At 36.1% G+C, this 25,772-nt stretch carries 25 protein-coding genes and 1 riboswitch; of the genes, 13 read left to right on the top strand and 12 right to left on the bottom strand.

Going from position 1 to position 25,772, the window contains the following annotated elements; genetic code table 11:
* Positions 1-29: 29 nt before the first annotated feature.
* The 6 genes from ACYH9I_RS04600 to ACYH9I_RS04575 all read left to right on the top strand — a co-directional run bounded on the left by ACYH9I_RS04600 (position 30) and on the right by ACYH9I_RS04575 (position 4,824).
* Entirely contained in the window at positions 30-761 is a 732-nt protein-coding gene (locus ACYH9I_RS04600) for a 1-acylglycerol-3-phosphate O-acyltransferase (RefSeq protein WP_483559268.1), read from the top strand.
* A 3-nt stretch (positions 762-764) separates the two neighbouring features.
* Complete coding sequence (locus tag ACYH9I_RS04595) at positions 765-1,544, top strand: methyltransferase domain-containing protein (protein WP_483559267.1); 780 nt, start codon at positions 765-767, stop codon at positions 1,542-1,544.
* Between the two features lie 102 nt (positions 1,545-1,646).
* Positions 1,647-2,573 carry an ADP-glyceromanno-heptose 6-epimerase gene (rfaD, locus tag ACYH9I_RS04590; protein ID WP_483559265.1) on the top strand — a complete coding sequence of 309 codons (927 nt, stop codon included), beginning with the start codon at positions 1,647-1,649 and terminating at the stop codon, positions 2,571-2,573.
* Positions 2,574-2,588: 15 nt separating this feature from the next.
* Positions 2,589-3,638, top strand: coding sequence for an ADP-heptose--LPS heptosyltransferase RfaF (rfaF, locus tag ACYH9I_RS04585; protein ID WP_483559264.1), 1,050 nt, complete (start codon positions 2,589-2,591; stop codon positions 3,636-3,638).
* Complete coding sequence (gene rfaC, locus ACYH9I_RS04580) at positions 3,638-4,600, top strand: lipopolysaccharide heptosyltransferase RfaC (RefSeq protein ID WP_483559262.1); 963 nt, start codon at positions 3,638-3,640, stop codon at positions 4,598-4,600. The genes rfaF and rfaC overlap by 1 nt, the downstream gene beginning before the upstream one ends.
* 23 nt (positions 4,601-4,623) lie before the next feature.
* On the top strand, positions 4,624-4,824 hold the full coding sequence (locus ACYH9I_RS04575) for a YaeP family protein (RefSeq protein WP_160402429.1): 201 nt from the start codon (positions 4,624-4,626) through the stop codon (positions 4,822-4,824).
* On the opposite strand, the gene ACYH9I_RS04570 is transcribed toward ACYH9I_RS04575, so the two are convergent.
* The 3 genes from ACYH9I_RS04570 to trmA all read right to left on the bottom strand — a co-directional run bounded on the left by ACYH9I_RS04570 (position 4,817) and on the right by trmA (position 8,359).
* On the bottom strand, positions 4,817-6,229 hold the full coding sequence (locus tag ACYH9I_RS04570; protein WP_483559260.1) for a heavy metal sensor histidine kinase: 1,413 nt from the start codon (positions 6,227-6,229) through the stop codon (positions 4,817-4,819). The genes ACYH9I_RS04575 and ACYH9I_RS04570 overlap by 8 nt on opposite strands.
* Complete coding sequence (locus ACYH9I_RS04565; RefSeq protein WP_091349598.1) at positions 6,207-6,893, bottom strand: heavy metal response regulator transcription factor; 687 nt, start codon at positions 6,891-6,893, stop codon at positions 6,207-6,209. Before ACYH9I_RS04565 ends, ACYH9I_RS04570 begins: the two co-directional genes overlap by 23 nt.
* Positions 6,894-7,261: 368 nt before the next feature.
* On the bottom strand, positions 7,262-8,359 hold the full coding sequence (trmA, locus tag ACYH9I_RS04560) for a tRNA (uridine(54)-C5)-methyltransferase TrmA (RefSeq protein WP_483559258.1): 1,098 nt from the start codon (positions 8,357-8,359) through the stop codon (positions 7,262-7,264).
* 368 nt (positions 8,360-8,727) lie between these two features.
* Between trmA and srmB the strand changes: the two genes are divergently transcribed.
* Both srmB and ACYH9I_RS04550 read left to right on the top strand, forming a co-directional pair.
* Entirely contained in the window at positions 8,728-10,032 is a 1,305-nt protein-coding gene (gene srmB, locus ACYH9I_RS04555) for an ATP-dependent RNA helicase SrmB (RefSeq protein ID WP_483559256.1), read from the top strand.
* A gap of 124 nt (positions 10,033-10,156) precedes the next feature.
* A complete protein-coding gene (locus tag ACYH9I_RS04550) occupies positions 10,157-10,759 on the top strand; it encodes a peroxiredoxin C (protein ID WP_483559254.1) in 603 nt (200 codons plus the stop codon).
* Between the two features lie 95 nt (positions 10,760-10,854).
* On the opposite strand, the gene ACYH9I_RS04545 is transcribed toward ACYH9I_RS04550, so the two are convergent.
* Complete coding sequence (locus ACYH9I_RS04545; RefSeq protein WP_483559252.1) at positions 10,855-11,169, bottom strand: DMT family transporter; 315 nt, start codon at positions 11,167-11,169, stop codon at positions 10,855-10,857.
* A 26-nt stretch (positions 11,170-11,195) separates the two neighbouring features.
* Complete coding sequence (locus ACYH9I_RS04540) at positions 11,196-11,519, bottom strand: DMT family transporter (RefSeq protein ID WP_483559250.1); 324 nt, start codon at positions 11,517-11,519, stop codon at positions 11,196-11,198.
* A gap of 559 nt (positions 11,520-12,078) precedes the next feature.
* On the opposite strand from ACYH9I_RS04540, the gene ACYH9I_RS04535 reads away from it, so the two are divergent.
* From ACYH9I_RS04535 to ACYH9I_RS04525, 3 genes are read left to right on the top strand one after another with little or no spacing between them, the layout of a single operon-like run.
* Positions 12,079-12,735, top strand: coding sequence for a nucleoside recognition domain-containing protein (locus ACYH9I_RS04535; protein ID WP_065639206.1), 657 nt, complete (start codon positions 12,079-12,081; stop codon positions 12,733-12,735).
* Positions 12,728-13,195, top strand: a complete 468-nt coding sequence (locus tag ACYH9I_RS04530; protein WP_483559247.1) for a YjiG family protein — start codon at positions 12,728-12,730, stop codon at positions 13,193-13,195. Before ACYH9I_RS04535 ends, ACYH9I_RS04530 begins: the two co-directional genes overlap by 8 nt.
* Before the next feature lie 14 nt (positions 13,196-13,209).
* Complete coding sequence (locus ACYH9I_RS04525; RefSeq protein WP_483559245.1) at positions 13,210-14,310, top strand: M20 peptidase aminoacylase family protein; 1,101 nt, start codon at positions 13,210-13,212, stop codon at positions 14,308-14,310.
* 109 nt (positions 14,311-14,419) lie between these two features.
* Here ACYH9I_RS04525 and ribB read toward each other — a convergent pair whose 3' ends face one another.
* From ribB to eco, 6 genes are all read right to left on the bottom strand, one after another.
* Entirely contained in the window at positions 14,420-15,064 is a 645-nt protein-coding gene (gene ribB, locus ACYH9I_RS04520) for a 3,4-dihydroxy-2-butanone-4-phosphate synthase (protein ID WP_483559243.1), read from the bottom strand.
* A 187-nt stretch (positions 15,065-15,251) separates the two neighbouring features.
* Positions 15,252-15,428: riboswitch (FMN riboswitch) on the bottom strand.
* A gap of 110 nt (positions 15,429-15,538) precedes the next feature.
* On the bottom strand, positions 15,539-16,540 hold the full coding sequence (locus tag ACYH9I_RS04515) for an ABC transporter permease subunit (RefSeq protein WP_483559242.1): 1,002 nt from the start codon (positions 16,538-16,540) through the stop codon (positions 15,539-15,541).
* Positions 16,541-17,452, bottom strand: coding sequence for an ABC transporter permease subunit (locus tag ACYH9I_RS04510; RefSeq protein WP_091349757.1), 912 nt, complete (start codon positions 17,450-17,452; stop codon positions 16,541-16,543).
* A 279-nt stretch (positions 17,453-17,731) separates the two neighbouring features.
* Positions 17,732-18,868 carry a putrescine ABC transporter ATP-binding subunit PotG gene (potG, locus tag ACYH9I_RS04505; RefSeq protein ID WP_483559240.1) on the bottom strand — a complete coding sequence of 379 codons (1,137 nt, stop codon included), beginning with the start codon at positions 18,866-18,868 and terminating at the stop codon, positions 17,732-17,734.
* 101 nt (positions 18,869-18,969) lie between these two features.
* A complete protein-coding gene (locus ACYH9I_RS04500; protein ID WP_483559239.1) occupies positions 18,970-20,079 on the bottom strand; it encodes an extracellular solute-binding protein in 1,110 nt (369 codons plus the stop codon).
* 340 nt (positions 20,080-20,419) lie between these two features.
* A complete protein-coding gene (gene eco, locus ACYH9I_RS04495) occupies positions 20,420-20,914 on the bottom strand; it encodes a serine protease inhibitor ecotin (RefSeq protein WP_483559237.1) in 495 nt (164 codons plus the stop codon).
* A 103-nt stretch (positions 20,915-21,017) separates the two neighbouring features.
* On the opposite strand from eco, the gene ydiK reads away from it, so the two are divergent.
* Positions 21,018-22,070 carry an AI-2E family transporter YdiK gene (gene ydiK, locus ACYH9I_RS04490; RefSeq protein WP_483559235.1) on the top strand — a complete coding sequence of 351 codons (1,053 nt, stop codon included), beginning with the start codon at positions 21,018-21,020 and terminating at the stop codon, positions 22,068-22,070.
* Between the two features lie 185 nt (positions 22,071-22,255).
* A complete protein-coding gene (gene pssA / locus ACYH9I_RS04485; protein ID WP_483559234.1) occupies positions 22,256-23,611 on the top strand; it encodes a CDP-diacylglycerol--serine O-phosphatidyltransferase in 1,356 nt (451 codons plus the stop codon).
* Positions 23,612-23,893: 282 nt separating this feature from the next.
* On the opposite strand, the gene ACYH9I_RS04480 is transcribed toward pssA, so the two are convergent.
* Positions 23,894-25,585 carry a hypothetical protein gene (locus tag ACYH9I_RS04480; protein ID WP_483559232.1) on the bottom strand — a complete coding sequence of 564 codons (1,692 nt, stop codon included), beginning with the start codon at positions 25,583-25,585 and terminating at the stop codon, positions 23,894-23,896.
* Positions 25,586-25,772 lie beyond the last annotated feature (187 nt).

Genomic DNA, 25,772 nt, shown 5'->3' with positions numbered 1-25,772 from the left:
ATACGCTAAGTTAACTTATGAGGTAAATTATGGTATTTCTTTTCCGCTTAATTAGTGTGGTTATCATTGGTCTTGTTATTTGTGTGTTAGGCACTATTTTTTGCTTATTTAATCCAAGAAATCCCCAAAATGTGGCAAGATTTGCTCATTTATTTGGTTTTTTCTTTAAACCTATATTTGGCGTAAAAGTTGATACTCGCATTCACCCTAATATTAATAAAATAGGTAGTTGTGTATATATTGCTAATCATCAAAATAACTATGACATCATCGTAGCATCAGATGTCGTACAACCTAAAACAGTCACCGTCGGTAAAAAAAGTTTAGCTTGGATTCCATTTTTTGGGCAACTTTATTACCTTACTGGCAACATTCTTATTGATCGTAATAATAAATCAAAAGCTCGCGATACAATCGAACAAGTTGTTAATGAAATCAAAAAACGTGGCATATCTATTTGGATGTTTCCTGAAGGTACTCGTAGCCGCGGACGTGGATTGTTACCGTTTAAAACAGGGGCATTTAAAGCCGCAATTGCTGCTGGAGTACCCATTGTGCCAATTTGTGTATCGCAAACTAATGATATCAAATTAAATCGTCTAAATAATGGACATTTTATTGTTGAAATGCTAGAGCCTATAGAAACAAAAGATCTAAGCAAAGAGGATGCTAGAACCTTAATGGAACAATGCTATAACCAAATGGCTGCTAAAATAGCGCAAATAAATGATGAAGCAAAACAATTAAATAATCAAAAATAACTCATGAATAAACAAGATCGTAATTTTGATGACATCAGCAATAAGTTTGCACAAAACATTTATGGCACAACCAAAGGAAAAATTCGCGAAGCGATAGTATGGCAAGAATTAGAAAAAATTTTAGTTACTTATCCAACCAATAAGCCACTAACCATACTTGATGCTGGTGGTGGGCAAGGTCAAATCGCCGGCAGGCTTGCCAAGCTTGGACATCAAGTAACACTTTGTGATATCTCAGAACAGATGCTAGAACTAGCAAAACAAAAGGCTCAAGCAGAAAAGGTAAATATAAATTGCCTTTGCTGCCCTATCCAACAGCTTGATAACTTAATTAACCAAAAGTTTGATTTAGTCATTTGCCATGCGGTATTAGAATGGGTAGCAGAGCCAATTGAATTAATAGCATCATTAAAAAAACATCTCAAACCAGAAGGCTATTTATCGTTAATGTTTTATAATTATCATGCACTTTTATTTAAAACTGTCACATTAGGCAATTTTGGTTACACACAATCAGGGTTAGCTAAACGCAAAAAGAAAACACTTTCTCCCGATTTTCCAAGAGTTCCAACAGACGTATATCACTGGCTTACACAACTGGATTTTACTATTTTACAAAAAACAGGGATTCGCATTTTTCATGATTATCTTACCAATAAATCCAAAGCCGAAACTCACTTCGAACAGTTATTAGAACTTGAGCAAACATATTGCCAAACTGAACCTTATCTTAATTTAGCAAGATATATATTAGTTACTGCAAAAAATAAAATAAATTCGTAAATAAATCCGCTCTCGATTATGCTTTTTTAAATGATCACTCGAAAAATTTATCATAAATCGTTATCATAAGCAGATTAGTTTTTTTGGTTAAGGAAAATAATCATGATTGTTGTAACGGGCGGTGCCGGATTTATTGGTAGTAATATTGTGAAAGGTCTGAATGATCTAGGACATAAAGACATTTTGGTTGTTGATGATTTAACCGACGGCACTAAATTTGCCAATTTAGCTGATCTAGATATTGCCGATTATATGGATAAAGACGAGTTTATTGCAGCTATTATTAGTCATGAAGATCTTGATATTGATGTTGTTTTTCACCAAGGTGCTTGTTCATCAACCACTGAATGGGATGGTAAATTTATGATGGAAAACAATTACGACTATTCAAAGGACTTATTGCATTATTGTTTAGACTTCAACATTCCATTTCTATATGCATCATCAGCTGCGACGTATGGCGGACGCAGTGATAACTTTATTGAAAACCGTGCTTACGAAAAACCTTTAAATGTTTATGGTTATTCTAAATTCTTATTTGACCAATACGTAAGACAACTGTTACCCCAAGCTAATTCACCGGTTTGCGGATTCCGTTATTTTAATGTCTATGGACCTCGCGAATCGCACAAAGGCAGCATGGCGAGTGTTGCATTTCACTTAAATGAACAGATTAACAAAGGTGAAAAACCAAAACTTTTTGCTGGCAGTGAAAATTTTAAACGTGACTTTATTTATGTTGGTGATGTCGTTGCGGTCAATTTGTGGTTCTGGAAAAACAAAATCTCAGGCATTTATAACTGTGGAACAGGTCGAGCAGAATCATTTCAAGCTGTTGCTGATGCAGTACTTAACTACCATAAAAAAGGCGAAATTGATTATATTCCTTTCCCTGAGCATCTAAAAGGACGCTATCAAAGCTATACCCAAGCTGATCTGACTAAATTTAGACAAACGACATGTTCAATCGAATTTAAAACCGTTGCAGAAGGCACTGCTGAATATATGAAATGGCTAAATGAACAATAAAACGGAATTAATTAAATGAAAACACTCATTATTGGTCCTTCATGGGTTGGCGATATGATGATGTCGCAAAGTCTGTATCGTACATTGAAACAACTTGATTCTAATAACCAAATTGATGTTTTAGCACCTGCTTGGTGTCGAGCGCTGTTAAATAAAATGCCAGAAGTGAATCAAGCAATTGCAATGCCATTAGGGCATGGTGAGTTTGCTTTAGCAAAACGTCACGAAATAGGAAAATCACTACGTGATAACCATTATGATCAAGCAATTGTGTTACCTAATTCATTTAAATCCGCATTAATCCCATTTTTTGCAAAAGTATCTAAACGCACAGGTTGGAAAGGTGAAATGCGTTATGGATTATTAAATGATATACGAAAACTTGATAAGCAGGCCTTTCCACTAATGGTTGAACGCTATGTTGCACTTGCTTATCCTAAAAATCAAATTCACTCGGCATCGGACTTACCACAGCCTCTGTTATGGCCTAAACTCAATGTTGAACAAGATGAAATAACGCAATCACTTTCAACTTTTACAATTGCACAAGATAAACCATTAATTGGTTTTTGCCCAGGAGCTGAATTTGGCCCTGCAAAACGTTGGCCAGATTATCATTACGCAGCTCTTGCCGATATGCTAGTTCAACAACATGCTAAAATTATTATTTTTGGTTCAGTAAAAGATCGCAACGTTGGTGAACAGATTATTGCAAAAATGACACATGGCGATCAATGTATTAACTTAGCTGGACAAACCCAATTAGAACAAGCAGTGAGTTTAATTGCCGCTTGTAAAGCGATTGTTACTAATGATTCCGGATTAATGCATGTTGCTGCTGCATTAGATAGACCACTGGTGGCACTTTATGGACCAAGTAGCCCTGATTTCACACCTCCATTATCAAATAAAGCCGAAGTTATTCGTCTAATTACTGGCTACCAACGTGTGCGCCAAGGTGATGCTGAACAGGGCTATCACCAAAGCTTAATTGATATTAAACCCGATAACGTATTTGAGACATTAATGAAACTCATTATGCGTTGTGAAAAGAGTAATGGATAATGCGTGTACTAGTTGTTAAAACATCATCCATGGGGGATGTACTTCATACTTTACCAGCATTAACTGATGCGGCCAACAGCTTATCAAATATAGCTTTCGATTGGGTAGTAGAAGAAAATTTTGCTCAAATACCCAGTTGGCACTATGCAGTAAATGAAGTGATCCCCGTTGCAATAAGACGCTGGAGGAAAAGCTGGTTTGCCAAAACAACTCGCCAAGAACGTAATGACTTTATCCAGACCTTAAGACAACAACAATATGATGCGATTATCGATGCGCAAGGACTTATTAAAAGTGCATTTCTTATTACTCGTAAGGCTCAAGGCATTAAGCACGGTTTAGATCGAAAAAGCATCAAAGAACCCATTGCCAGTTGGTTTTATGATGTAAAACACAATGTACCCAAACAGATGCATGCCATTGAACGCATTAGATTGCTGTTTGCTCAAAGTCTACAGTACCAACTACCTAATTCAATGGGTGATTATGCCATTGCGCGCCACTTTTTATCTTCACTACCTAGCGATAATCAGCAGTATCTAATTTTTTTACACGCAACAACCCGCGATGAAAAACATTGGAGTGAAGACGCTTGGCGAAAATTAATTAAATTAGTTGAACCAACAGGATTAAGAATAAAGCTACCTTGGGGGGCACCACATGAACAAGCTCGAGCAATTCGCCTAGCTCAGGGATTTCAACATGTCGAAGTACTTCCCAAATGTTCACTTTCTGACATAGCAACCATTATTGCTGGAGCAAAAGCGGTTGTTTCGGTTGATACAGGACTAAGTCACCTAACTGCTGCATTAGATCGTCCCAATATTACTTTATTTGGCAAAACTGATCCTAAACTAATCGGAGGATATGGAAAAAACCAATTCAGTATTATCTCAAACGAAAAAAGCATGCAAACCATTCAAGCCGAACAAGTTTATCAACAATTAGCTAACTTTTTATAAGTTAATCAAAAGGAAAGTATGCAATGAATAAATATAGCGAACTTATTTGCGAAAAATACGCACAAATTGGCAGTAACGATCTGGGTTATATTGAAGATGCCTTAGGGGCTGTCATGCAAGTGTTGGACGATATTGTTCGTAACGATCAAGTACCGCAAGAACTAAAAGATAAAGCTGCTTATGCAGCAGCTAATTTATTGATCAGCGACTTTGATGTTAAATAGCCGCTGGTAAACTAATAATAAATCTCGTAGATTGCTCATCGGATTCAGCATAAATCGAGCCTTTATGCGTTTCAACAATGGATTTTACGATCGCAAGTCCTATGCCTGTACCCGAACTATCATTACCATTACGGTGGCGTGACTCATCAACCCGATAAAACCGATCAAAAAGGTGTGGTAAATGTTTACTATCAATTTTTTTACCTGGATTAGCAATAATGATCCTAATGCGTTTTTCACTAACTTGACTTAAAGTTATTGTGATAATTTGGTTTTCTGGTGTATAACGAATTGCATTGGATAAAATATTACTAATTGCTCGCCCTAACATCATCTTGTCCCCTTGAATATGGGAACAGTTACCTTCAAGGTTAAAGATGATATTTTTCTCATCAGTCAGTGGTTCAAAATACTCACACATCATTGTGATCATATCATGTAAATCAATATCAATTAAATTGGGTACCAATTGACGATTATCTGCTTGTGCTAAAAATAGCATATCAGAAATCATCTGCGACATTTTTTCGTATTCTTCTAAATTAGAATATAAAATCTCACGGTATTCGTTAGTCGATCGAGCATTACTAAGCACAATTTGTGTTTGTGTTGTTAGATTGGTAATAGGTGTTCGCATTTCATGAGCAATATCTGCCGTAAAATTTCGTTGACGCTGAAACACATCTTCCATACGATTCAGCATATGATTAAATGCTTTCACTAAGCTAACGTATTTAATGGGAACCAAAGATGTAGGAATACGGTAATTCAAGCTTTTAAGATTAATTTTCTCGATCTTTTTAATCAATCGATTTATGGGTTTTTGAGTAAAATAGATACTAATAAAAGAACCAATTAATGCCAAAATACAAGCAATACCAATAAGTAATCCTAAACCATCGTGTAATCGCTGAATAAATTCAATATATAAATCACGACCAACAGCAGCTATAGTAGTGTATTGTTTACCATTTTCAATAACAACGCTTGACGCAGCAACCCGATACGATGCTTTATCTTGATTCCAAATAGCTGTGCTGTGATTTTTAATAATGGTATCAAAATCAATTTGAGTTTTAGCAAAAGTTAAATTTGGACCACGGGTTCGATAAACAATTTTACCTGTATCATCAATAACATAAACAAACAAACGGTGATGACCAGTTAAAATTAGTAATAAATTCTGAATAAACTCATCACGATTATCGTCTGGAGAATAGTAAACAAGCTCACGTTCAATAGAATCAATAACCGAATTAAGTTCGGAGACATTGTGTTGAATTGATATTTTTTCAAAAGAGTGTTCAATTAAAAAACTGAAACAATAAAGCAGACCACTTGTTAACAAACAAACAGCAAGCGGCAAACGAAATGAGATAAACTTACTCGTTTTCATCCAAGACATCTAACTTATACCCCATTCCACGAACTGTATGAATTAACTTTGGTTCAAAATCGGCATCGATTTTATTACGTAATCGTCGAATCGCGACATCAATCACATTAGTATCACTATCAAAATTCATATCCCAAACTTGAGACGCAATTAAGGAACGAGGCAACACCTCTCCTGGATACCGTAAAAAGTACTCTAACAATAAAAATTCTTTATTAGTTAAATCAATACGTTTATCTCCACGAGTTACTGTTCGTTTATGAAGATCCATGACCAAATCAGCAATACTCAATTGAGAATTATTGACCTGAGGAACATTACGACGAAGCAGAGATTTAACTCGTGCTAATAATTCGGCAAACGAAAAAGGTTTTACTAAATAATCATCTGCACCTAAGTTAAGACCTTTTACTTTATCATCCACACTACCCATAGCTGTGAGCAACATAATTTGGACATCTTTACCTGCTTCACGCAATGACTGAACAATTTTCCAACCAACAATATCTGGCAACATGACATCTAAAATAATTAAATCATAGTCTTCAGTCATGGCTCGATGATAGCCATCAAGGCCATTATTTGTTAGATCAACAACAAATCCAGATTCAACTAAACCCTGGCGAAGATATTCACCTGTTTTTTGCTCATCTTCAACTACTAACAATTTCATATTTGAATACTTCCTTTGTTATTTGTCTGATTGCCGAAATTGCATAACAATGTTATAGAATAAATGACAGACGCTAAACCAACCATGATAAATTTATGACTATTTTGTAATAATAATGTCATCAATTAGTTGGTTTTTCTTTGTTATAGTAGCCACACAATGATTCATGAAGCTAGACATTACTGTTTCATTGTTTTATTTCCTTTCATCCATTCCTTGCAATTTAATGCACCCTAGTTTATCTAGGGTTTTTTTTATTCTAAATCGATGTAAGTTTGTATATAAACTGGAAACGGCAAGCAGTTAGGTATAGATGTCGGAGTATTTTAGCAAATAATATTCTATATTCTACATTCTTTTACTTTCTTTTACTTTTTACACAACACAATACCTGTTTCAATATGATCGGTATAAGGAAACTGATCAAACATAGCAAAGTGTTGAATTGAATGTGTTTTGGTCAATAGCTGCAAATTATCACGCAATGTATAAGGATTACACGAAATATAAATAATAGTTTTATAGGATTTCAATATATCAATGGTATTTAAATCCAATCCACTGCGGGGTGGATCAACAAGTACCGTATCACACTGATAATCATCTAAATTAATCCCTTTTAAACGATTAAACTCGCGTTCTTTTTTAATTGCAGAGGTAAATTCTTCAGCAGATAATCGTACAACAGTAAGATTATCAATGTGGTTAACTGCAATATTATACTGAGCAGAATAAACCGACGCTTTAGCAATTTCGGTTGCCAGCACTTTACGAAAGTTTTGCGCTAACGCTATTGAAAAGTTACCATTACCACAATAAAACTCAAGTAAATCACCCGATGAGTTTTTAGTAACAGATACAGCCCACTGTAGCATTTTAATATTTACCGCAGCATTAGGTTGAGTAAAACTATTTTCAACTTGGCGATAAAGAAACGTCTTATCCATTACTTGCAAAGCTTCGTCAATATAATCAACATCAATCGCTATTTTTTGATTACTAGCTCGCCCGACAATACTGGCATCTATGCCCTGTTCAGCTAATTGGACTTTTAATTTTTTTGCTTCAATGGTCCACTCATCGCTTAATTTTTTATGATACAAAAGCGTAATTAACAACTGACCACTTAATGTCGAAAAATAATCGATTTGAAACAATAAATGGCGAAGCAACTGATTATGTTGTAACAAAGGTAAAATCGCCTGCATGGCTTGATTAATGAGTTTAGTTGCGATAGGAAATTGATCAATCCTAACCCTTTTTTTTGTCTTTTTATCATACATAATATGATAAAGATCTTCGCCATCATGCCAGATTCTAAACTCAGCACGCATACGATAATGGCTAATAGGCGATGAATATACAGCTAATTCGGGAAGTGAAAAGTCTGATAATAATGCTTTTAAATTATCTACTTTTTTTTCTAATTGTTGATTATAGTTATCATTCGAGAAACATTCAGTCATCGTCATTATCTGATAGTGATTATAGGCGTATTATTTAACAATAGAATTTTAAGTTAATCTGTATTAACTTACAAAATGGTTAAGCACCAAACTACTTAGATTAATTTAATGTCTACTGTGTAAACAAATAATCGTTTCGCATGGTATAATAATACTCTTAATCTTATCACAAATAACCGGTGATGATAAGTTTTGCTGAAATAAAGCGTATAATTATTAGACACACAAGCAGGCCGTTAAATCACAACAACTTGGCTACAAGCAAACGCCTCATAGAGAACGAATAATAATCCATTACATTTTTATTGATTGTAGTTATAACAATTGCCGTTATAATGTGCCCTATAATTTTAGATAACAAAAACACTATGACAGCACACACTTTTTCTGATTTAGAATTAGATGATATACTAATTCACAATCTTCAAGCACAAAATATAAATACTCCAACAGTTATCCAAGCGCAAACCATCCCTGTTGCTCTAGATGGCAAAGATATTTTAGGCTCCGCGCCTACAGGTACCGGCAAAACACTAGCTTTTTTAATTCCTGCTGTACAACATTTATTGGACTTTCCACGTCGTAAACCAGGTCCACCACGCATTTTGATTTTAACACCAACGCGTGAACTTGCTATGCAAATTGCCGAACAAGCAAAATTAGTAACTGAATCCACCCATTTAAGTATTGCAACCATTACTGGCGGTGTTGCTTATATGAATCACGCCGAGGTATTTAGTAAAAACCAAGATATCGTTATAGCAACAACAGGTAGATTATTACAGTATATAAAAGAAGAGAATTTCGATTGTCGAGCTGTTGAAATGTTGATTTTAGATGAAGCGGATCGCATGCTAGACATGGGCTTTTCGCAAGATGTCGAAACCATATCAGCCGAAACTCGCTGGCGTAAACAAACTTTATTATTTTCAGCTACACTTGAAGGCGAAGGACTGCATAATTTTGCCAGTCGCATTTTAAATGCACCAATTGAAATCAATGCCGATCCATCACGTAAAGAGCGAAAAAAGATCCTACAATTCTATTATCGTGCTGACGACTTACCCCATAAAGTGGCACTGCTTACTCACTTATTAAAACAACAAGAATTAAAAAAAACCATTGTATTTGTTCGTAAACGTGAACGTGTGCACGAATTAGTTAGCCTGCTGCATCAAGCTGGCATCCACAGTTGCTATTTAGAAGGTGAAATGGTACAAGCAAAACGCAACGAAGCAATCAAAAGAATTAGCAATAACATTGTTAATGTACTGGTTGCAACTGATGTTGCAGCGCGTGGAATTGATATTGACGATATCACCCACGTTATTAATTTTGATGCCCCGAAAACTGCCGATGTTTATTTGCACCGTATTGGTCGCACTGCTCGCGCAGGGAAAAAAGGCACTGCAATAACACTAGTCGAAGCACATGATAACGAATTGTTGCAAAAAATTGAGCGCTACATTCAAGAACCGATCAAATTAAGAACAATTGACGAATTGCGGCCTAAAACAAAAGCGCCAAAACCAGCAGCTAAGAAAAAGCCTTCACAGAAAGCAAAATTAAAAAACGCCAATAAAAAAGAAGATGTTAAAAAGAAAAAAATAAAACAACGCCATCGAGATATCAAAAATAAAGGTAAACCTAAAAGAACAATAATTAATACCTAATAATAAATCAACCATTAATAGCTTAAACTTATGATATCAATTGTTTATAACAACTTGGACAATAGGTTTAAATCGCTATAATACACAGCAACAAATTTGCACTAATACACAGGAGAGAAAACGCATGACATTAGTCACTCGCAAAGCACCAGATTTCACATCAACAGCTGTTTTAGGTTCTGGTGAAATTGTTAACAACTTCAATTTATCACAACATATTCAAGGTAAATATGCTGTTGTCTTCTTTTGGCCAATGGACTTCACTTTTGTTTGTCCATCAGAAATCATTGCATTTGATCACCGCCTAGAAGAATTTAAAAAACGAGGAGTTGAAGTAATTGGTGTTTCAATGGACTCAGAATACGTGCACAATGCATGGCGCAATACCCCACAAGACAAAGGCGGTATTGGCGAAGTCAAATTCCCAATTGTTGCCGATATCAAACACTCAATTATGCAAGCTTATGGCATTGAACATCCTGAAGCGGGTGTTGCACTACGTGCTTCATTCTTTATTGATAAAACAGGTATTGTACGTCATGAAACCATTAATGACTTACCAATCGGTCGCAATATCGACGAAATGATTCGTATTGTTGATGCATTTCAATTCCATGAAGAGCACGGCGAAGTCTGTCCTGCACAATGGACAAAAGGTAAAAAAGGCATGAAAGCAAATCCAAACGGTGTTGCTAGTTTCTTAAAAGAGCATGCTAACGAAATCTAATTTCTTTTTATTCATCCAATGATCTTAATTTACATTTTACATTGCCGGAGTTTATCTCCGGTTTTTTTTATCCGCAATAAACTAACGAAAAATAATCATAAAGTAACATGTAGACCTATAACACCAATAATAATAATGGAAAGCCCACACAAACGAGGAAAGTTTTTAGGCTCATTAAATAATAACATATTAGCTAACACCGCACCCGATGTACCAAGCCCTACCCAAACAGGATATACAATACTTAAATCAAGATAATGAAGTGAAAAATAAAAAAGGACAAAAGAAACAAAAAATCCCCCCCAATATAACACAAGTCTAAACAAATTTTTTTGCTCAGCATACAGCTTAAGGCCAATTGCACCAACTACTTCAAAAACTGACGCGATCAATATCAACAGCCATCCCATGATTAAAATTGTCCTTTATTATAATATTAACTATCGGCTCGTTTGAGTTGTATAACACCAATAATAATTAGTGCCACAAAAAAAAGTTGAATTAATTTAATCTCTTTTCCAAAAAGCAACATATCAATCGCAGTTGCCCCAATTGCACCAACCCCAGAAAATATGGCATAAACTGTACCTGTCGGAATTGTCTTACAAGCATTAGTCAAAAACGTAAAATCGACAATAATGAGCAACACAATAATACCCCATTGCCAAAGCTCGGTTGCGAAACTAAACCCTAAAATCCAACATAATTCAAAAAAGCAAGTTAGCATCACAAATGCCCACTCTTTATTCACGCTAAACATAGCTACCTCGCTTCGCTATTTTATTTTTGCCGTAGTAATCAATTTTTTACTGCAATCTATTTTTAGTATAATGATTGATTATGCTATATTGCCGATAAGCAACGGCAAAACAGAAGATGGTTCGCAAACAAAGATCTGCCACCAAAAGATGTCAATTGTTATATATTCCTAATGATTAAACCAAAACCGCTTAACGTTATGAAACATCTTCACAATTTTTATTCTTATTTTTCAAATAAGTAAGTAATTCTATAATGAAGAATTATAAATGGCAAGGACAAAATTGTATAATTCAATATTTTAGCATTTATACAAGCTCACATCCGCTGCCTTTATAGGCCGATATTTTTTGCAAGATATAAACGAACCAGATGAATTTTTAGAAAAAAATAAAAATAGTTATATCTTTTTCAATTTAATTTAGAATCGTTATAGAATAATAAAATAGCACTTTTGGGCTATTTTATAAGTAAAACATGAAGTAGACATTTTTTACACTTCTAAAATATTGCCATTTATAGGATATCAGTATTTTAAATCAAATGAAAAGGAAGATAGCATGTCAAAAAAATCAGACAATGAGTTCAAAGTGGGTATAAAAGCCTATGTGTCACTGGTGGTGGCAATTTTGTTTTTTTCGGGGTTGTTTTTTAATGTAGAGGGTAAAGAATGGCTAGGTGCATTTGATTTTACTAGTTTAAGCGGTAAATTTGGCACCATGCTTCATCCTGAAAAGAACACCTTTGTAGGTGAAGGAGGTAACAGTGCAAGAGCTGGCTTTATTTTTGCTTTATCTCTTATACCAACGGTTATGTTAGCTTTAGGCGTGTTAGAGATCTTTACCCATTACGGCACAATCCGTGCAGCACACAAATTATTAACGCCATTATTAAAACCAATTTTAGGCGTTCCGGGCAAAACTGGACTTGCATTAATTACCGATCTACAAAGCACTGATGCAGGTGCGGTATTAACCAAAGAATTATATGACGAAAAGCAAATTACCAAAAAGGATCTGATCATCATTAGTGCTTGGCAATATTCTGGTGCAGGTTTAATCAATAACTACTTTTCGATTGGTTCAGCATTATTTGCCTCAATGACCGTGGCTATTTTTATTCCTCTTGTCATTATGTTAGTGCTTAAATTTGTTGGTGCCATACTGGTCCGCTTGGTATTAAATTCAATTTATAAAAAGGATTTTATCAATGAGTAATTCACAAAAACAAACAAATAACCCTTTAGATATCTTTGTTATTGGTGCACGCAAAGGATTCAATATCGCCATTAACAATTTAATGCCAAACATCTTAATGGCATTTGTTATCACCGAAATTCTAAAACGTTTAGGTATAATGCAATTTATTGGAACTTATTGCGCGCCAGTCATGGAAATTTTTGGCCTACCTGGCGAAGCCATTACCGTACTATTGACCGCATGGTTATCAGCATCAGCGGGAACTGGTGTTGCCGTTAACTTATTTACTAGTGGCACACTTAATGTGACAGCAATAACCATTCTTGCTCCCGCTATTTTCTTAATGGGCTCACAATTGCAATATATGGGACGATTATTAGGCGTTGCAGATGTACCTAAAAAATACTGGCCGTTGCTTATGTTAACCAGTATTTTTAATGCACTTATTGCAATGATTATTATGCGATTTATTGCTTAATAAAGGAGATCTCAATGTCCAACGTATTAGAACATTACCAATATTTACATCAAATTCCTGAATTAGGGTTTGAAGAACACAAAACATCAGCATATATTGCACAGCAGCTTGAACAAGTCGGTTATAAGGTAAGCCGTAATATTAATAACACAACAGGCATAGTTGCCCAATATGATAGCGGAAAACCGGGTCCTGTTCTGGCTTTACGAGCTGATATGGATGCATTGGGTCATATCATTGATGGTAAGCATTGTGCAAGACACACATGTGGTCATGACGGCCACTCATCAATATTATTAACTGCGGCACAAGAACTAATAAAAGAAAACAACATCAAAAAAGGACGATTAAAACTGATCTTCCAACCAGCTGAAGAGCTTGGTTCAGGCGCTTTAGCCATGATTGAAGGTGGCGTTATTGACGATGTTGACATGATTATCGGCTTACATTTACGCCCTAAAGATGAATGTCCTAAAGGCTTTGCCTCAGCAGCAATGTACTATTCGGCATCCACTACCGTTGAAGCCAATATTCATGGAATACCTGCACATGGTGCTCGCCCACATTTAGGCATTAATGCGCTTGATGCAGCAGCACTTGCCATTCAGGCGGTTAACACCATTCACCTTGCACCAAGTTTAACTTATAGCGTCAAAGCAACACGTTGCATTTGTGATGCAGGTGTAACTAATGCCATTCCATCTGAAGCGTATGTATGTTGGGATCTAAGAACCTCAACAAATCCAGCTATGAATGAACTAAAAGCCAAAACTCTAAATGCAATAAAACTCAGTGCCGAATCTATCGGTGCCAAAGTGGATATTAATGTCACTAAAGAGATCCCAGCTGCTGAAATTAATAACGATGTCACCCAAATTATTGCCGAAGCAATTGTTGATGTACTTGGAAAAGCGGGTTTAAAAGATCCAATTTTTACTCCAGGTGGAGAAGATTTTTTCAACTATCCATGTCAACGCAATGTCAAAGCTGGCTTTTGGGGATTAGGTGCTGATTTAACCCCAGGATTACATCATCCAGAAATGAAGTTCGACACTTCAGCATTAGAAAACGGCGTCAAAATAACAAAAGCCTGTGCTTTAAAGGTACTTGGTTGATTTCAACTCCTATCCGCCGATGTTTTCGGCGGAAAATGGCATAAATAGCAAACAATATTTTAATATTACTATGATTTAAAAAAATTATTTAAAGTCATTTTTTTCATTACTACACTGTTAACGATTTACGATACTCAACAATATCTTCAATGGTCACAACGGGCATATGATATTGTTTAGCAAACTTAACCACTTCAGGTGCTCGTGCCATAGTACCATCATCGTTGGTTAACTCACACAGAACTGCGGCAGGTTTTAAACCTGCTAGTGTCACTAAATCAATCGACGCTTCAGTATGGCCACGGCGAACTAAAACACCGCCCTCTTTAGCAACTAAAGGAAACACATGCCCCGGATGATTAAGATCGCTCGGCTTAGCATTGTCATTCACCGCCGCCTTAATAGTTGTAACGCGATCAGCAGCTGATACACCAGTTGTAACTCCATTAGCAGCTTCAATCGAAATAGTAAATGCTGTATTGTTTTTGCTGGTATTATTTGCCACCATCATTGGCAAATGTAACTCATCACAACGTTTTTGTGGCAAACATAAACAAACAATGCCACTCCCGTAACGAATCGTCAGCGCCATTTGCTGGCTAGTAATAGACTCGGCAGCCCAAATAATATCGCCTTCGTTTTCACGGTCTTCATCGTCTAAAACCAGCACACCTTGACCGGCTTGAATTGATGCGATCGCTTTTTTGACACGTTCAATGGGCGTGCCAAACTCATTTAAATTAAACTGATTCATGGTAAATACCTATATATTTTCACTTGCTCATTTCATTATTTACTTAATCAACTTTAAATAACCGTTTAACCATTTAACAATGATCTATTTAGCCATTAAATTAATTAAGTACAAATAAATAAAATACCAGAATCAGGGCAGTGCTCGACTAGCATGGTTTTGCCTTTCAGCAAATATTGGAAAGATAAGCAACTCTCTTTTATCCAGACTTTAACTGTCGGCTTTGGAATTTCACCAAATCTGCTTGACCTTAACCTCTTAAAATTAACTGAACAATAAAAAAATCACCACAGTTAACAAGACAAATTAAGCGCTCGTGGGCTATACCACCGGTGGGGACTTACACCCCGCCCTGAGAATTTTGCCAAAAAGATTGACAAGTCACACTATAATACAAAATGATAAAAAAAACACGGAGATTTTAAAACGAAATATTGCCGCAAAGCGCGGCAATAATAGAAAGTGCGGTGTGTATTAATGCATACGAGATCCATTTATTCGACGTCGTTCAGCTTGACGCATCCATAACCATGAAATAAACCCGATAATACCAACTATCAATAAAATAATAGTTGCAAGCGCATTAACTTGCGGATCGACGCCTAATTTCACTTTTGCAAAGATCAACTTCGGTAATGTCTTTGCTCCCGGCCCCGTTACGAAATTAGCAATCACGACATCATCAAGAGACAAAGTAAAGGCTAATAACCAACCAGAAACTAATGCCGGTGCAATCATTGGCAATGTAATAATAAAGAACACTTTCAATGGATTAGCACCTAAATCTAAAGCGGCTTCTTCAATTGATTTATCAAGTTCACGGAGCCTTGCACTAATCACCACTGTTACATAAGCCATACAGAAGGTCGTATGCGCCATCCAAATAGTAATTGCGCCACGGTCCTTTGGCCACCCAAGAATTTGTCCCATACCGACAAATAAAAGCAATAATGCCAATCCTGTAATAATATCAGGCATAACAAGCGGTGCTGTTGTCATAAATGAAAACAGATTTGCCCCTTTAAATCGTTTAAAGCGAACAACAGCATAAGAAGCAAGCGTACCTAAAATTGTTGCAAAAGTCGCTGCACATGCGGCAATTGCTAAACTCAGGCCAACAGCTTTAAATAGCTCTTCATTATGCATTAGCTCAAAGTACCATTTAGTTGAAAATTCAGCCCACACCGTAACTAAGCGAGAACTATTAAATGAATAAACAATTAAAATAATCATTGGGATATATAAAAAAGAAAATACCACCAATAAAATAAGTCCTTTAAGGCATCGAAAAATAAGCGATAATGTCACAATCACTGTCACAATAAAACTAAAGATCAAACAGTTAATATATAAGCTCATATCGATAAGCAGATTTAACCCAGCCGAACTAATCAATATCGATAGTACTAACGAACCCAATAGCAATGAAATAAATACAATCACAGAAGATCGCAAAATAACAGGTAAATCATTCATCTATTTACCCTCCATTTGTCGGCTTTGAAACTTATTGAAATAGTAAATTGGCACTATTAAAATCAACAACATAACTGTCGCAACAGCAGATGCTGCCGGCCAATCAGTATCCCGAGAGAATATAGTCCAAATTTGCGTACCAATCATGATACTTTGAGATGGTCCTAATAATTCAGGTATCACATATTCACCAACGGCCGGAATAAACACCAGCATACCGCCTGCAATAATGCCATTTTTGGTAAGTGGCACAATAATTTTGAAAAAGGTCCTTATTGGTTTACAACCTAAATCTAATGCGGCTTCAATTAACGTCGAATCCACTTTACTTAATGAAGTATAAATAGGTAACACAACAAACGGTAAATAAGAATACACAATACCAATATAAACTGCCAAATAAGTCTTTATAATCACCAGAGGCTGATCAATAACCCCTAACCACATTAAAAAGTGATTTAACAAGCCTTCTTGATTTAAAATACCAATCCACGCATAAACTCGAATTAAAAATGACGTCCAAGACGGCAAAATAATCAACAATAATAGAATATTACGTGTAGATTGTTTACATTTTGAAATTGCCCATGCTAATGGGTAACCAATTAAAATACATAATATGGTTGAAATAGCCGCAATTTTTAATGATTCTAAATAAGACTCAATATAAATATTATCAGTAACTAAGTTAATATAATAACCAAAGTTCAAAGCAATATTTAGCAACCCGTCATCGAAACTAAACAAATCAGTATAAGGCGGAATCGTAAAGATTTTTTCAGAAAAACTAATCCTAAATACAATTAAAAATGGCAATAAAAAGAGCAAAAGCATCCATAAATAAGGAATGGCAATAACAATTAATCGTCCATAAAGAGTCATTAGATCGGCTTCTGAGCGTTGTTGTTGCATTTTTTTATAAGCAAAATAGATTGCCACAAGCCCCGCAGGGACAAATAATATACTGCCAGCAATAATCAGCCTATAAGCAAACCTAGATGGTTTATAATTTACTAAAAATAACCCCAAGCATGACAATAAAAAGCTCAATGTCATTGCGGTAAATAGCGCATCTAAAAATAAGTTATCAAACGCCCCTGTTGTTGCAAAACGCAAATAAACATTGAGCAACACAAATGCATTTAACAACAATCCTAATACAATGGATCGCATTATGATATCCTCTTATGTTTATTCAGTAAGCACAACACAACTATCTACTTCCCAACTTAAGTTAACTATGTCACCCCAAGTTGGCATGCCTTTGCGATAGCGATGCTCATTTTGTAGCTGTGCAATGATAATTTGTCCACTTGGTAATTTAACGTGATAAATCGACAGATCCCCAAGGTAAGCGATTTCAACGACTTCACCAGTTGCCACATTGTAGCCATCTTCTGGGATTTCGTCGCATAGTTTAATTTTTTCTGGACGTAGTGCGACTTGTGTTGGCACACCTTCAACTGCAGGCGAATCATAATCGACTTTTAATGGATGCTTAATCATAGGGCAGCTAATGATCAAACCATCTTCTTGTGTTTCTTGCAAAATACCGTCAAAAATATTTACCGAACCAATAAACTCAGCACTATAACGGCAATTTGGGTGTTCATAAATCTCTTCAGGCTCGCCGATTTGTACAAATTGGCCTTTATTCATAATGGCAATACGCCCTGCCATGGTCATGGCCTCTTCTTGATCATGAGTTACCATAACACACGTTGCGCCTACCTGTTCTAAAATACTCACTACTTCAAGTTGCATACGATCGCGAAGTTGTTTATCTAACGCACCCATTGGCTCATCAAGCAATAATAATTTTGGACGTTTGGCTAAACTTCTGGCTAAAGCCACACGTTGTCTTTGACCGCCAGATAATTGATGCGGTTTACGCTTACCAAATTGCTCCATATGCACAAGGGCTAACATTTCGTCAACGCGTTGTTTGATTTCGGCTTTATCTAATTTGTCTTGTTTTAAACCAAAGGCTATATTCTGCTCAACCGTCATGTGAGGAAACAGAGCATACGATTGAAACATCATATTAATTGGACGATCATAAGGTGGAACTTGCGATAAATCTTTACCATCAAGAATAATCTGCCCCGACGTAGGCTGTTCAAAACCGGCAAGCATTCGTAACAAAGTGGATTTACCACTGCCTGACGCACCTAATAAAGCAAAAATTTCGCCAGTGTAGATAGTCAAATTAACATCATCAACAGCATAATAATCATCATTAAAAACTTTGGTTAAATTTTTGATCTCCAACAGTGGAGTTATCATCTTTTTTTTAGGCTGTACCTGATTTGTTGTTTTATTGTTCACTCTATTTTCCTCATAACAACAAGCCAAAAAAAACGAGACGGAAAGACTCAATAGCCCATCCGTCTAGAATTATCATTTTAACGCGATATACAAAATATCAACTATTTACCAGTTTTGAGTTTAGTCCACGTACGAGTAATTACGCGCTCAAGTTTAGGATCTTTAACTTGCAAAGTGAATAGTTTTTCCATCACTTCTGGTTTTGGATAAACCGCTGGATCGTTTTTCACTTTTGGTTTTATAAATTTGTCATTTGCTTCTTTATTAGCGCTAGCAAAGTTCACATCGTTAGTGACTTGTGCGGCAATTTCAGGTTTCATAACAAAATTTAAAAACTCATGAGCTTCGTCAGGGTTGTCTGAATCTTTTGGAATTGCAAAGGTATCAAAAAAGACTAATGCGCCTTCTTTTGGAATTTGATAACCAATATGCACACCATTTTTCGCTTCGTTTGCTCTATCACGTGATTGTAAAATATCGCCTGACCAACCTAAAATCACACAAATATCGCCATTTGCTAAATCGGTAATATATTGTGAAGAATGGAAGTAACGAATATCTGGCCTTACCTTTTCTAACAACTCATAAGCCGCACCTGTGTAATCTTTAGCGTCAGTACTGTTTGGATCTTTACCTAAATATCGAAGTGCACTCGCAAAAATTTCGGTTGGTGCATCTAAAAATGCCACACCACAATCTTTGAGTTTTTCCATATTTTCAGGATTAAAGACTAAATCCCAACTATCGACTGGCGCGTCTTTGCCCAAACGTTCTTTCACTTTATCAATGTTATAGCCGATACCTGTTGTCATCCACACATAAGGGATGGCATATTTATTGTCAGGATCGTGCGTTGCCATTAACCTCATTAAATTTGGATCAAGATTTTTCCAGTTTGGTAACTTGCTTTTATCTAACGGTAAATAAACATCTGATTTAATTTGTTTAGCTAAAAAGCTATCAGAAGGAGAAACCACATCAAAACCAGAATGGCCCGCCATTAATTTACCTTCAAGGATTTCGTTCGAATCGTACACATCATAAACAAGTTTAATGCCAGTCGACTCTTCAAAATCCGAAATAGTATTAGAACCAATTTGCCCTGCCCAATTGTAAAAATGCACAACGCGATCTTTAGCAATAGCAGATTGAGATAACGCTAGTGAAACACCAGCCACGATTGAAAGAATTGTTTTACGTTGAGTAAACATGCTCACCACTTCTCCTCTAGTTGTAGGGATATTACATGTTAGACACAAGCCCATTGCAAAGACACAACGGACCCCCAAATTTTGCTATCGACGATGCTAACAATGATATAAATAACCAATATTACAATCGCCAAGCGAAACCGAGGTAATCAGGCAATCACAAGTCATTAATAAAATAAATGAACGAGTAGAGCTAACCTTGCATTACGAGGGATAAAATACCTTTTTTTTTCAAGATGTCTACTTAAAAAATCAAATATTAAAACTTTCGTAACTGAGTGGCTATGTTTTAACCACTCAGGGAATAATTGATGACCATTTAGCAATTAATTACCCATTATTATTCGGCAGTAGCTTGCATGGTTTTACCATTAGGTTGCCAAACTTGATATTTAACTTGTAAATCGTTTGGCACATAAAAAACTAAAGGTAAGCTACTGTTATAATTCAACAAACCTAAATTATGGTTAATCGTCACAAATTGATTTTTATTAGTACCTTCTGGGCAAGCCATTAAGGTTGACAGGTTACCAACGGTCTTTTCAACAACATAATAAGAGTATCCCCAACCTTTAAGCTCTTCTTGCTTAACTACACCACCTAAATTATGGAAATTACAATCAACATTCATCTCTTTACCAATGATCACTTCAACTTTTGTATTGTTCTCATTAGCAATAGCAGGCAAATGGATAGCATAACGCGTAAAGCCAACTTGAGCTGCAGGAAATGGCGCTGTATCATTAGCATTTTGTGCAACAGGCTTCACTTTTGGGGAATTTGCACATGCGGTTAATGCCACACCTAATAATGTTAATAACAGTAATTTTTTCATTTTAAAATCTCCATTAAAATAATTAATTATAAACACCATCGTATTAATTTGAAGTGATAATGCGTATAATGACGCCATCAAGATTAATAAATATGGTAAAAAAATGCCAGCAGAAAAAAACACTACTGATTTACTCAAGTTGATTTTAAACCTGTTAATCATTGGGTTGCTAATCATTATTACCTATCGTGTTATTGAAGCATTCTTATTTGGATTCTTCTGGGCGGTAATGGTAGTTATTGCCACTTGGCCACTAATGATAAAAATTCAACAAAAGCTATTTAACAAACGCTGGTTATCGTTACTAATAATGGCGCTCATATTGGCACTTGTTTGCATTATACCCTTTATATTAATTATTAGTTCGGTAGCCCAAAATGGTCACCACCTTATTGAATGGGCAAAATCACTTTCACATCAAGAGTTGCCAAAGTTAGACTGGCTAAATAACATCCCCGCTTTTGGTCCTGAACTACACCAAAAATGGTTAAACCTGATTCAAACTGATGGTTCTGACTTAGTCTCAAACATACAACCTTATATTGGCACCATGATAGGTTGGCTACTTGAACAAGTCACCAACATTGGCATATTCATCTTTCATGCTGGCGTCATGATTATATTTAGCTTACTTCTTTTTTTAAAAGGCGAAAGTATCACAAAATATGTCTACTTACTTGCTAATCGACTATCAAAACAATACGGCACAACCACCGTCACTCTTGCTGGACAATCTATTCGTGCAGTAGCACTTGGGGTTGTGGTTACGGCTATCACCTTAGCCCTAATTGGCGGATTAAGTTTTCTATTAACCGAAATGCCATTGCCTGGTGTGCTAACGCTGATCTTATTTATTTGCTGTGTAGCACAAATTGGTCCTGTGATTGTGATGCTAGGGTGCATTTTTTGGCAATTTTGGTCTGGCAATACCATTGCAGGTATCATCTTAATTGTTGTTGCGGTCATATTAACGACCTTAGATAGCGTAATGCGAGCCTACTTAATAAAAAAAGGGGCTGACTTACCGTTTTTACTTATATTATTTGGCGTCATTGGCGGATTACTTGGCTTTGGCATAATGGGGTTATTTATTGGTCCAGTGGTACTAGCATTGACTTATAAAATAATTCAAACATGGGTTGATGAACAATCTTAAACCATTTATTATCACCGACAATAAAGCATAAACAGGTTGCAAGAGGCATAACATTGCACGCTGAACCTAAAGCAACTTAGAAAAAATGCATACAAATAAAAAGGAGTGTTATTCTTACTGGCCTTATTTAAATTACCTTAGATAAAACCCTAACGTAACTGGTCAGTTATAACGATAAATAGATCATGCGAATACCATTTATAAAATACAATCATCAAAAGCATCTTGATGAACTAGCCAAAATTCAACAAAATGCTGACCAATACCAAATTTTATATGATCCTAAAGCATATCGACTAGCTTTAATTGAAAACATAAAACAAGCACAAAATCGCATTTATATTGTTGCGCTCTATCTAGAACAAGACGAAGCTGGCAAAGAAATTCTTAACGAACTGTATCAAATCAAACAACAGCGCCCAAATTTAGATATCAAAATATTTGTTGACTGGCACCGCGCACAACGGGGGCGAATTGGTGAAGACAAAGCCCACACCAACGCCAACTATTACTACCAGCTCAAACAACAACACCCTGACATCGACATCCCTATTTATGGTGTACCCGTAAACCGCCGAGAAGTGCTTGGCGTACTGCACCTAAAAGGTTTTATTATTGATAATACCGTCATATACAGCGGTGCAAGCATCAACAACGTCTATTTACATAAACTTGAAAAATACCGTTATGACCGCTACCACTTAATTACCAATCCATTATTAGCTGATAGCATGGTGCAGTTCATCAACGACCACTTTATACCGTATGAGGCTTTACAATTGCTCAATACGGGCGTACACAAAACGCGCAAACAAATCAAATCCGAAATAAAAACCCTGCGCCAACACCTAATGGATGCCAGCTACCAATACAACGGCAATGCCGACAACGAAACATTATCGATTGCGCCAATAATGGGGCTTGGGCGTAACAACTCACTCAATAAAATTATCCATCACCTAATAAATATAACCGAACAAAAAATCATTTTTTGCACGCCTTACTTTAATTTACCTAACATCCTAGTGCGCGACATCATTCGCCTGTTACGCAAAGGACGTCAAGTTGAATTAATCATTGGCGACAAAGAAGCCAACGACTTCTATATCCCACCCGACCAACCCTTTAACATATCGGGCGGACTGCCTTATTTATACGAAATCAACTTAAGACGCTTTATTGAACGCCTACAAAATTTTATTGATAAAGAGCAACTCACAATAAGATTATGGAAAGACGAATCTCAAACCTATCACTTAAAAGGCATCTGGGTAGATGATAATTGGGCACTCATAACCGGCAACAACCTAAACCCACGAGCGTGGCGCCTTGACCTTGAAAACGGTATACTAGTGCACGATCCAAAACAAGAATTAAGAGATAAGTTCAATCAAGAACTTAACACGATTCGCCAAAAAACAACGTTGGTTACGCACTTTCAACAAATCCAAGCGAGCCAATTTTATCCTACCCAAGTCCATAAATTAATAAAGCGGCTGAGCCGCATTAAAGTGGATAGGATTATTAAGCGGTTGTTGTAAAGATAGGATGTTTTGAAAGAGAAGATTGCTTAAAAAATAATAAAACCAATGGCTTTTCAACTAATATTGAAGAAGCCAAATGTTTTTTTACTATGAACTAATAATCATTCTTCACCAAAATTCTGCTTAGAAATTTAACTTATTTTGAGAAAAAAGCGCTTTTGCTGTCAAACAGCAAAAGCGCAAACTCGGTCTAGGTTTAAGATTAAGGTCTACAAATAGATGCATTCTCATCATCGCTGTAAAACAATATCGCTTTTGACAAGAAACGCACGTATAGACTTAAGGGGTAACACAAGCCATAAAGCGACTATAAGTAGTACTCTGCAGCTCAATACCCCCATCGGCTGAATAAACACTATATAGACTGCCATTATATGAATTAGCCCAATATCCTGTATCATTATCCCAATTATTACCAATACTGAGATTCCAGTCACTACCTTCATAGAAATTATTCATAGTATTGGCAGTAAACCCCCACTCGTTAAATAATCCCCCAACCCATTTACCACTAATATCTTTATAACTGACTTTTCGTTGACTGTTATTAATACTTCTTCCCGATAAACCTTCAGTCCAGCCTGCTCCATTCCCATTGGTGTAGTCATTTATATCGGGAATTCGATAACCATTTCCTAAATTACGACAAAAGTTTTGAGCATCCGCATACCCATATCTTACTGTCGATCCTGGTTGAGAGATATACCAACGTTCTATCTTAAAGCTATACAGTAATTTTGTATGATTTACATCAGAATAAAGCTTAAATAACGAAGGAGAAAAAGCCTTATTACTTGAATTTATCGAAGGACCTTTTAATACAATCTTCAATGCTTCATCACCACCAGGATAAAGGTTACCACCTCGAATACAAGTTCTACATATCCTATCCATGTCAATAGCCCAATGTTGTGTATTCTCTTTGCTTAACGATAATGATACACCACTACCGCTAACCGCACTCACCGTTGTACCATTTGCAGCTATAACTTGTTCAGGGGAGATCCCTCCCAATAATAAATAGAAATATAACCTATCTGATCCCGTCGTCGGGAAGTTCTCTGCTATATTGCTATTATTTGTGACTTTAAACCCTTTTAACGAAACCCAATTTGGACCATCCATATCCCAAATGGTAGTACCAAAAGCATGGTCATCGTAAGCTAAATTTGGTTGCGCATAGCAAGCAACTGGCCTATTCATATTGCCATTAATATAGTAACTGTGGTCATTACCCGTAAAGCTGCTACTATTGGGAACACCATACTGTGTTGATAAAGTGCCTGCAGTTGCTGTTAAGGTAAGTTTATAAGGCCCATCACAAAGATTAAACCGTTTATTCGGATTGGCTTTAACCTCTCCTGTAATATCTGTACCATTTTTATCTTGCCATTTTATGGTTAACTGTCCTGTTGCATTTATATTATCATCGCCGTCATCGTCATGACCATAATTATAAGGTGAAACAACTAAATCATTTAATTGAAGTTCAGGGTAATTTACCAATGGTACTATTGTTTGTATATCGGCAAATGTATCCGTTATATTTGCCATCTCGATCGGTGCATTTACGTTCGATTGATCTATTGTTGCATTAGGATAAAGTGCACTATTTGCCCCCTGAGGAATATAGCTGATATTTGGCAGCCTTATGCCCAATAAGTCTTTCATGCTAACAACTTTAGTTACACCATCAATGCTTAAATATGGTGCGGAGCCTTGAATGACCTGCTGGGACTGGACTGACAATGCCAGCGAACTCACCGAGTACGGCAGTAAGAGTAATGGCGCAAAAGCTAACAGCGACTTGGATAAATACTTCGTTCTCGACGAGAATATTGCCGATAAATCGGACAATTTTGCTAGACTAGGTAATAAAAAAGAGAATAGAGCCGTTTTTTGGCTACGGTGAAAATGAAAAAAATTTAGGGCATAGGTTTGGCAGGCCATATGCCATATGCCATATGCCAAAGATGATAGCGCATTTCGATTATCCTGTCAAGTAATTTTTTGTTTTATTTGAATTTTTATAATTAACTGCTCAACTTATTAGCATTATTTTGCTTTAAAAGCGGTTAAATTATAGTCGCTTGAATAATAATGCGCTAGTTTTTTTGTTAAAATTTTATAAAGTTTTGTTAAGGCTTGAGTCAACCTA

The organism is Gilliamella sp. X-23 (genome assembly GCF_057063545.1).
Note: the sequence above shows the minus strand (reverse complement) of the source record. Positions and strands in the feature narration are given on the sequence as shown.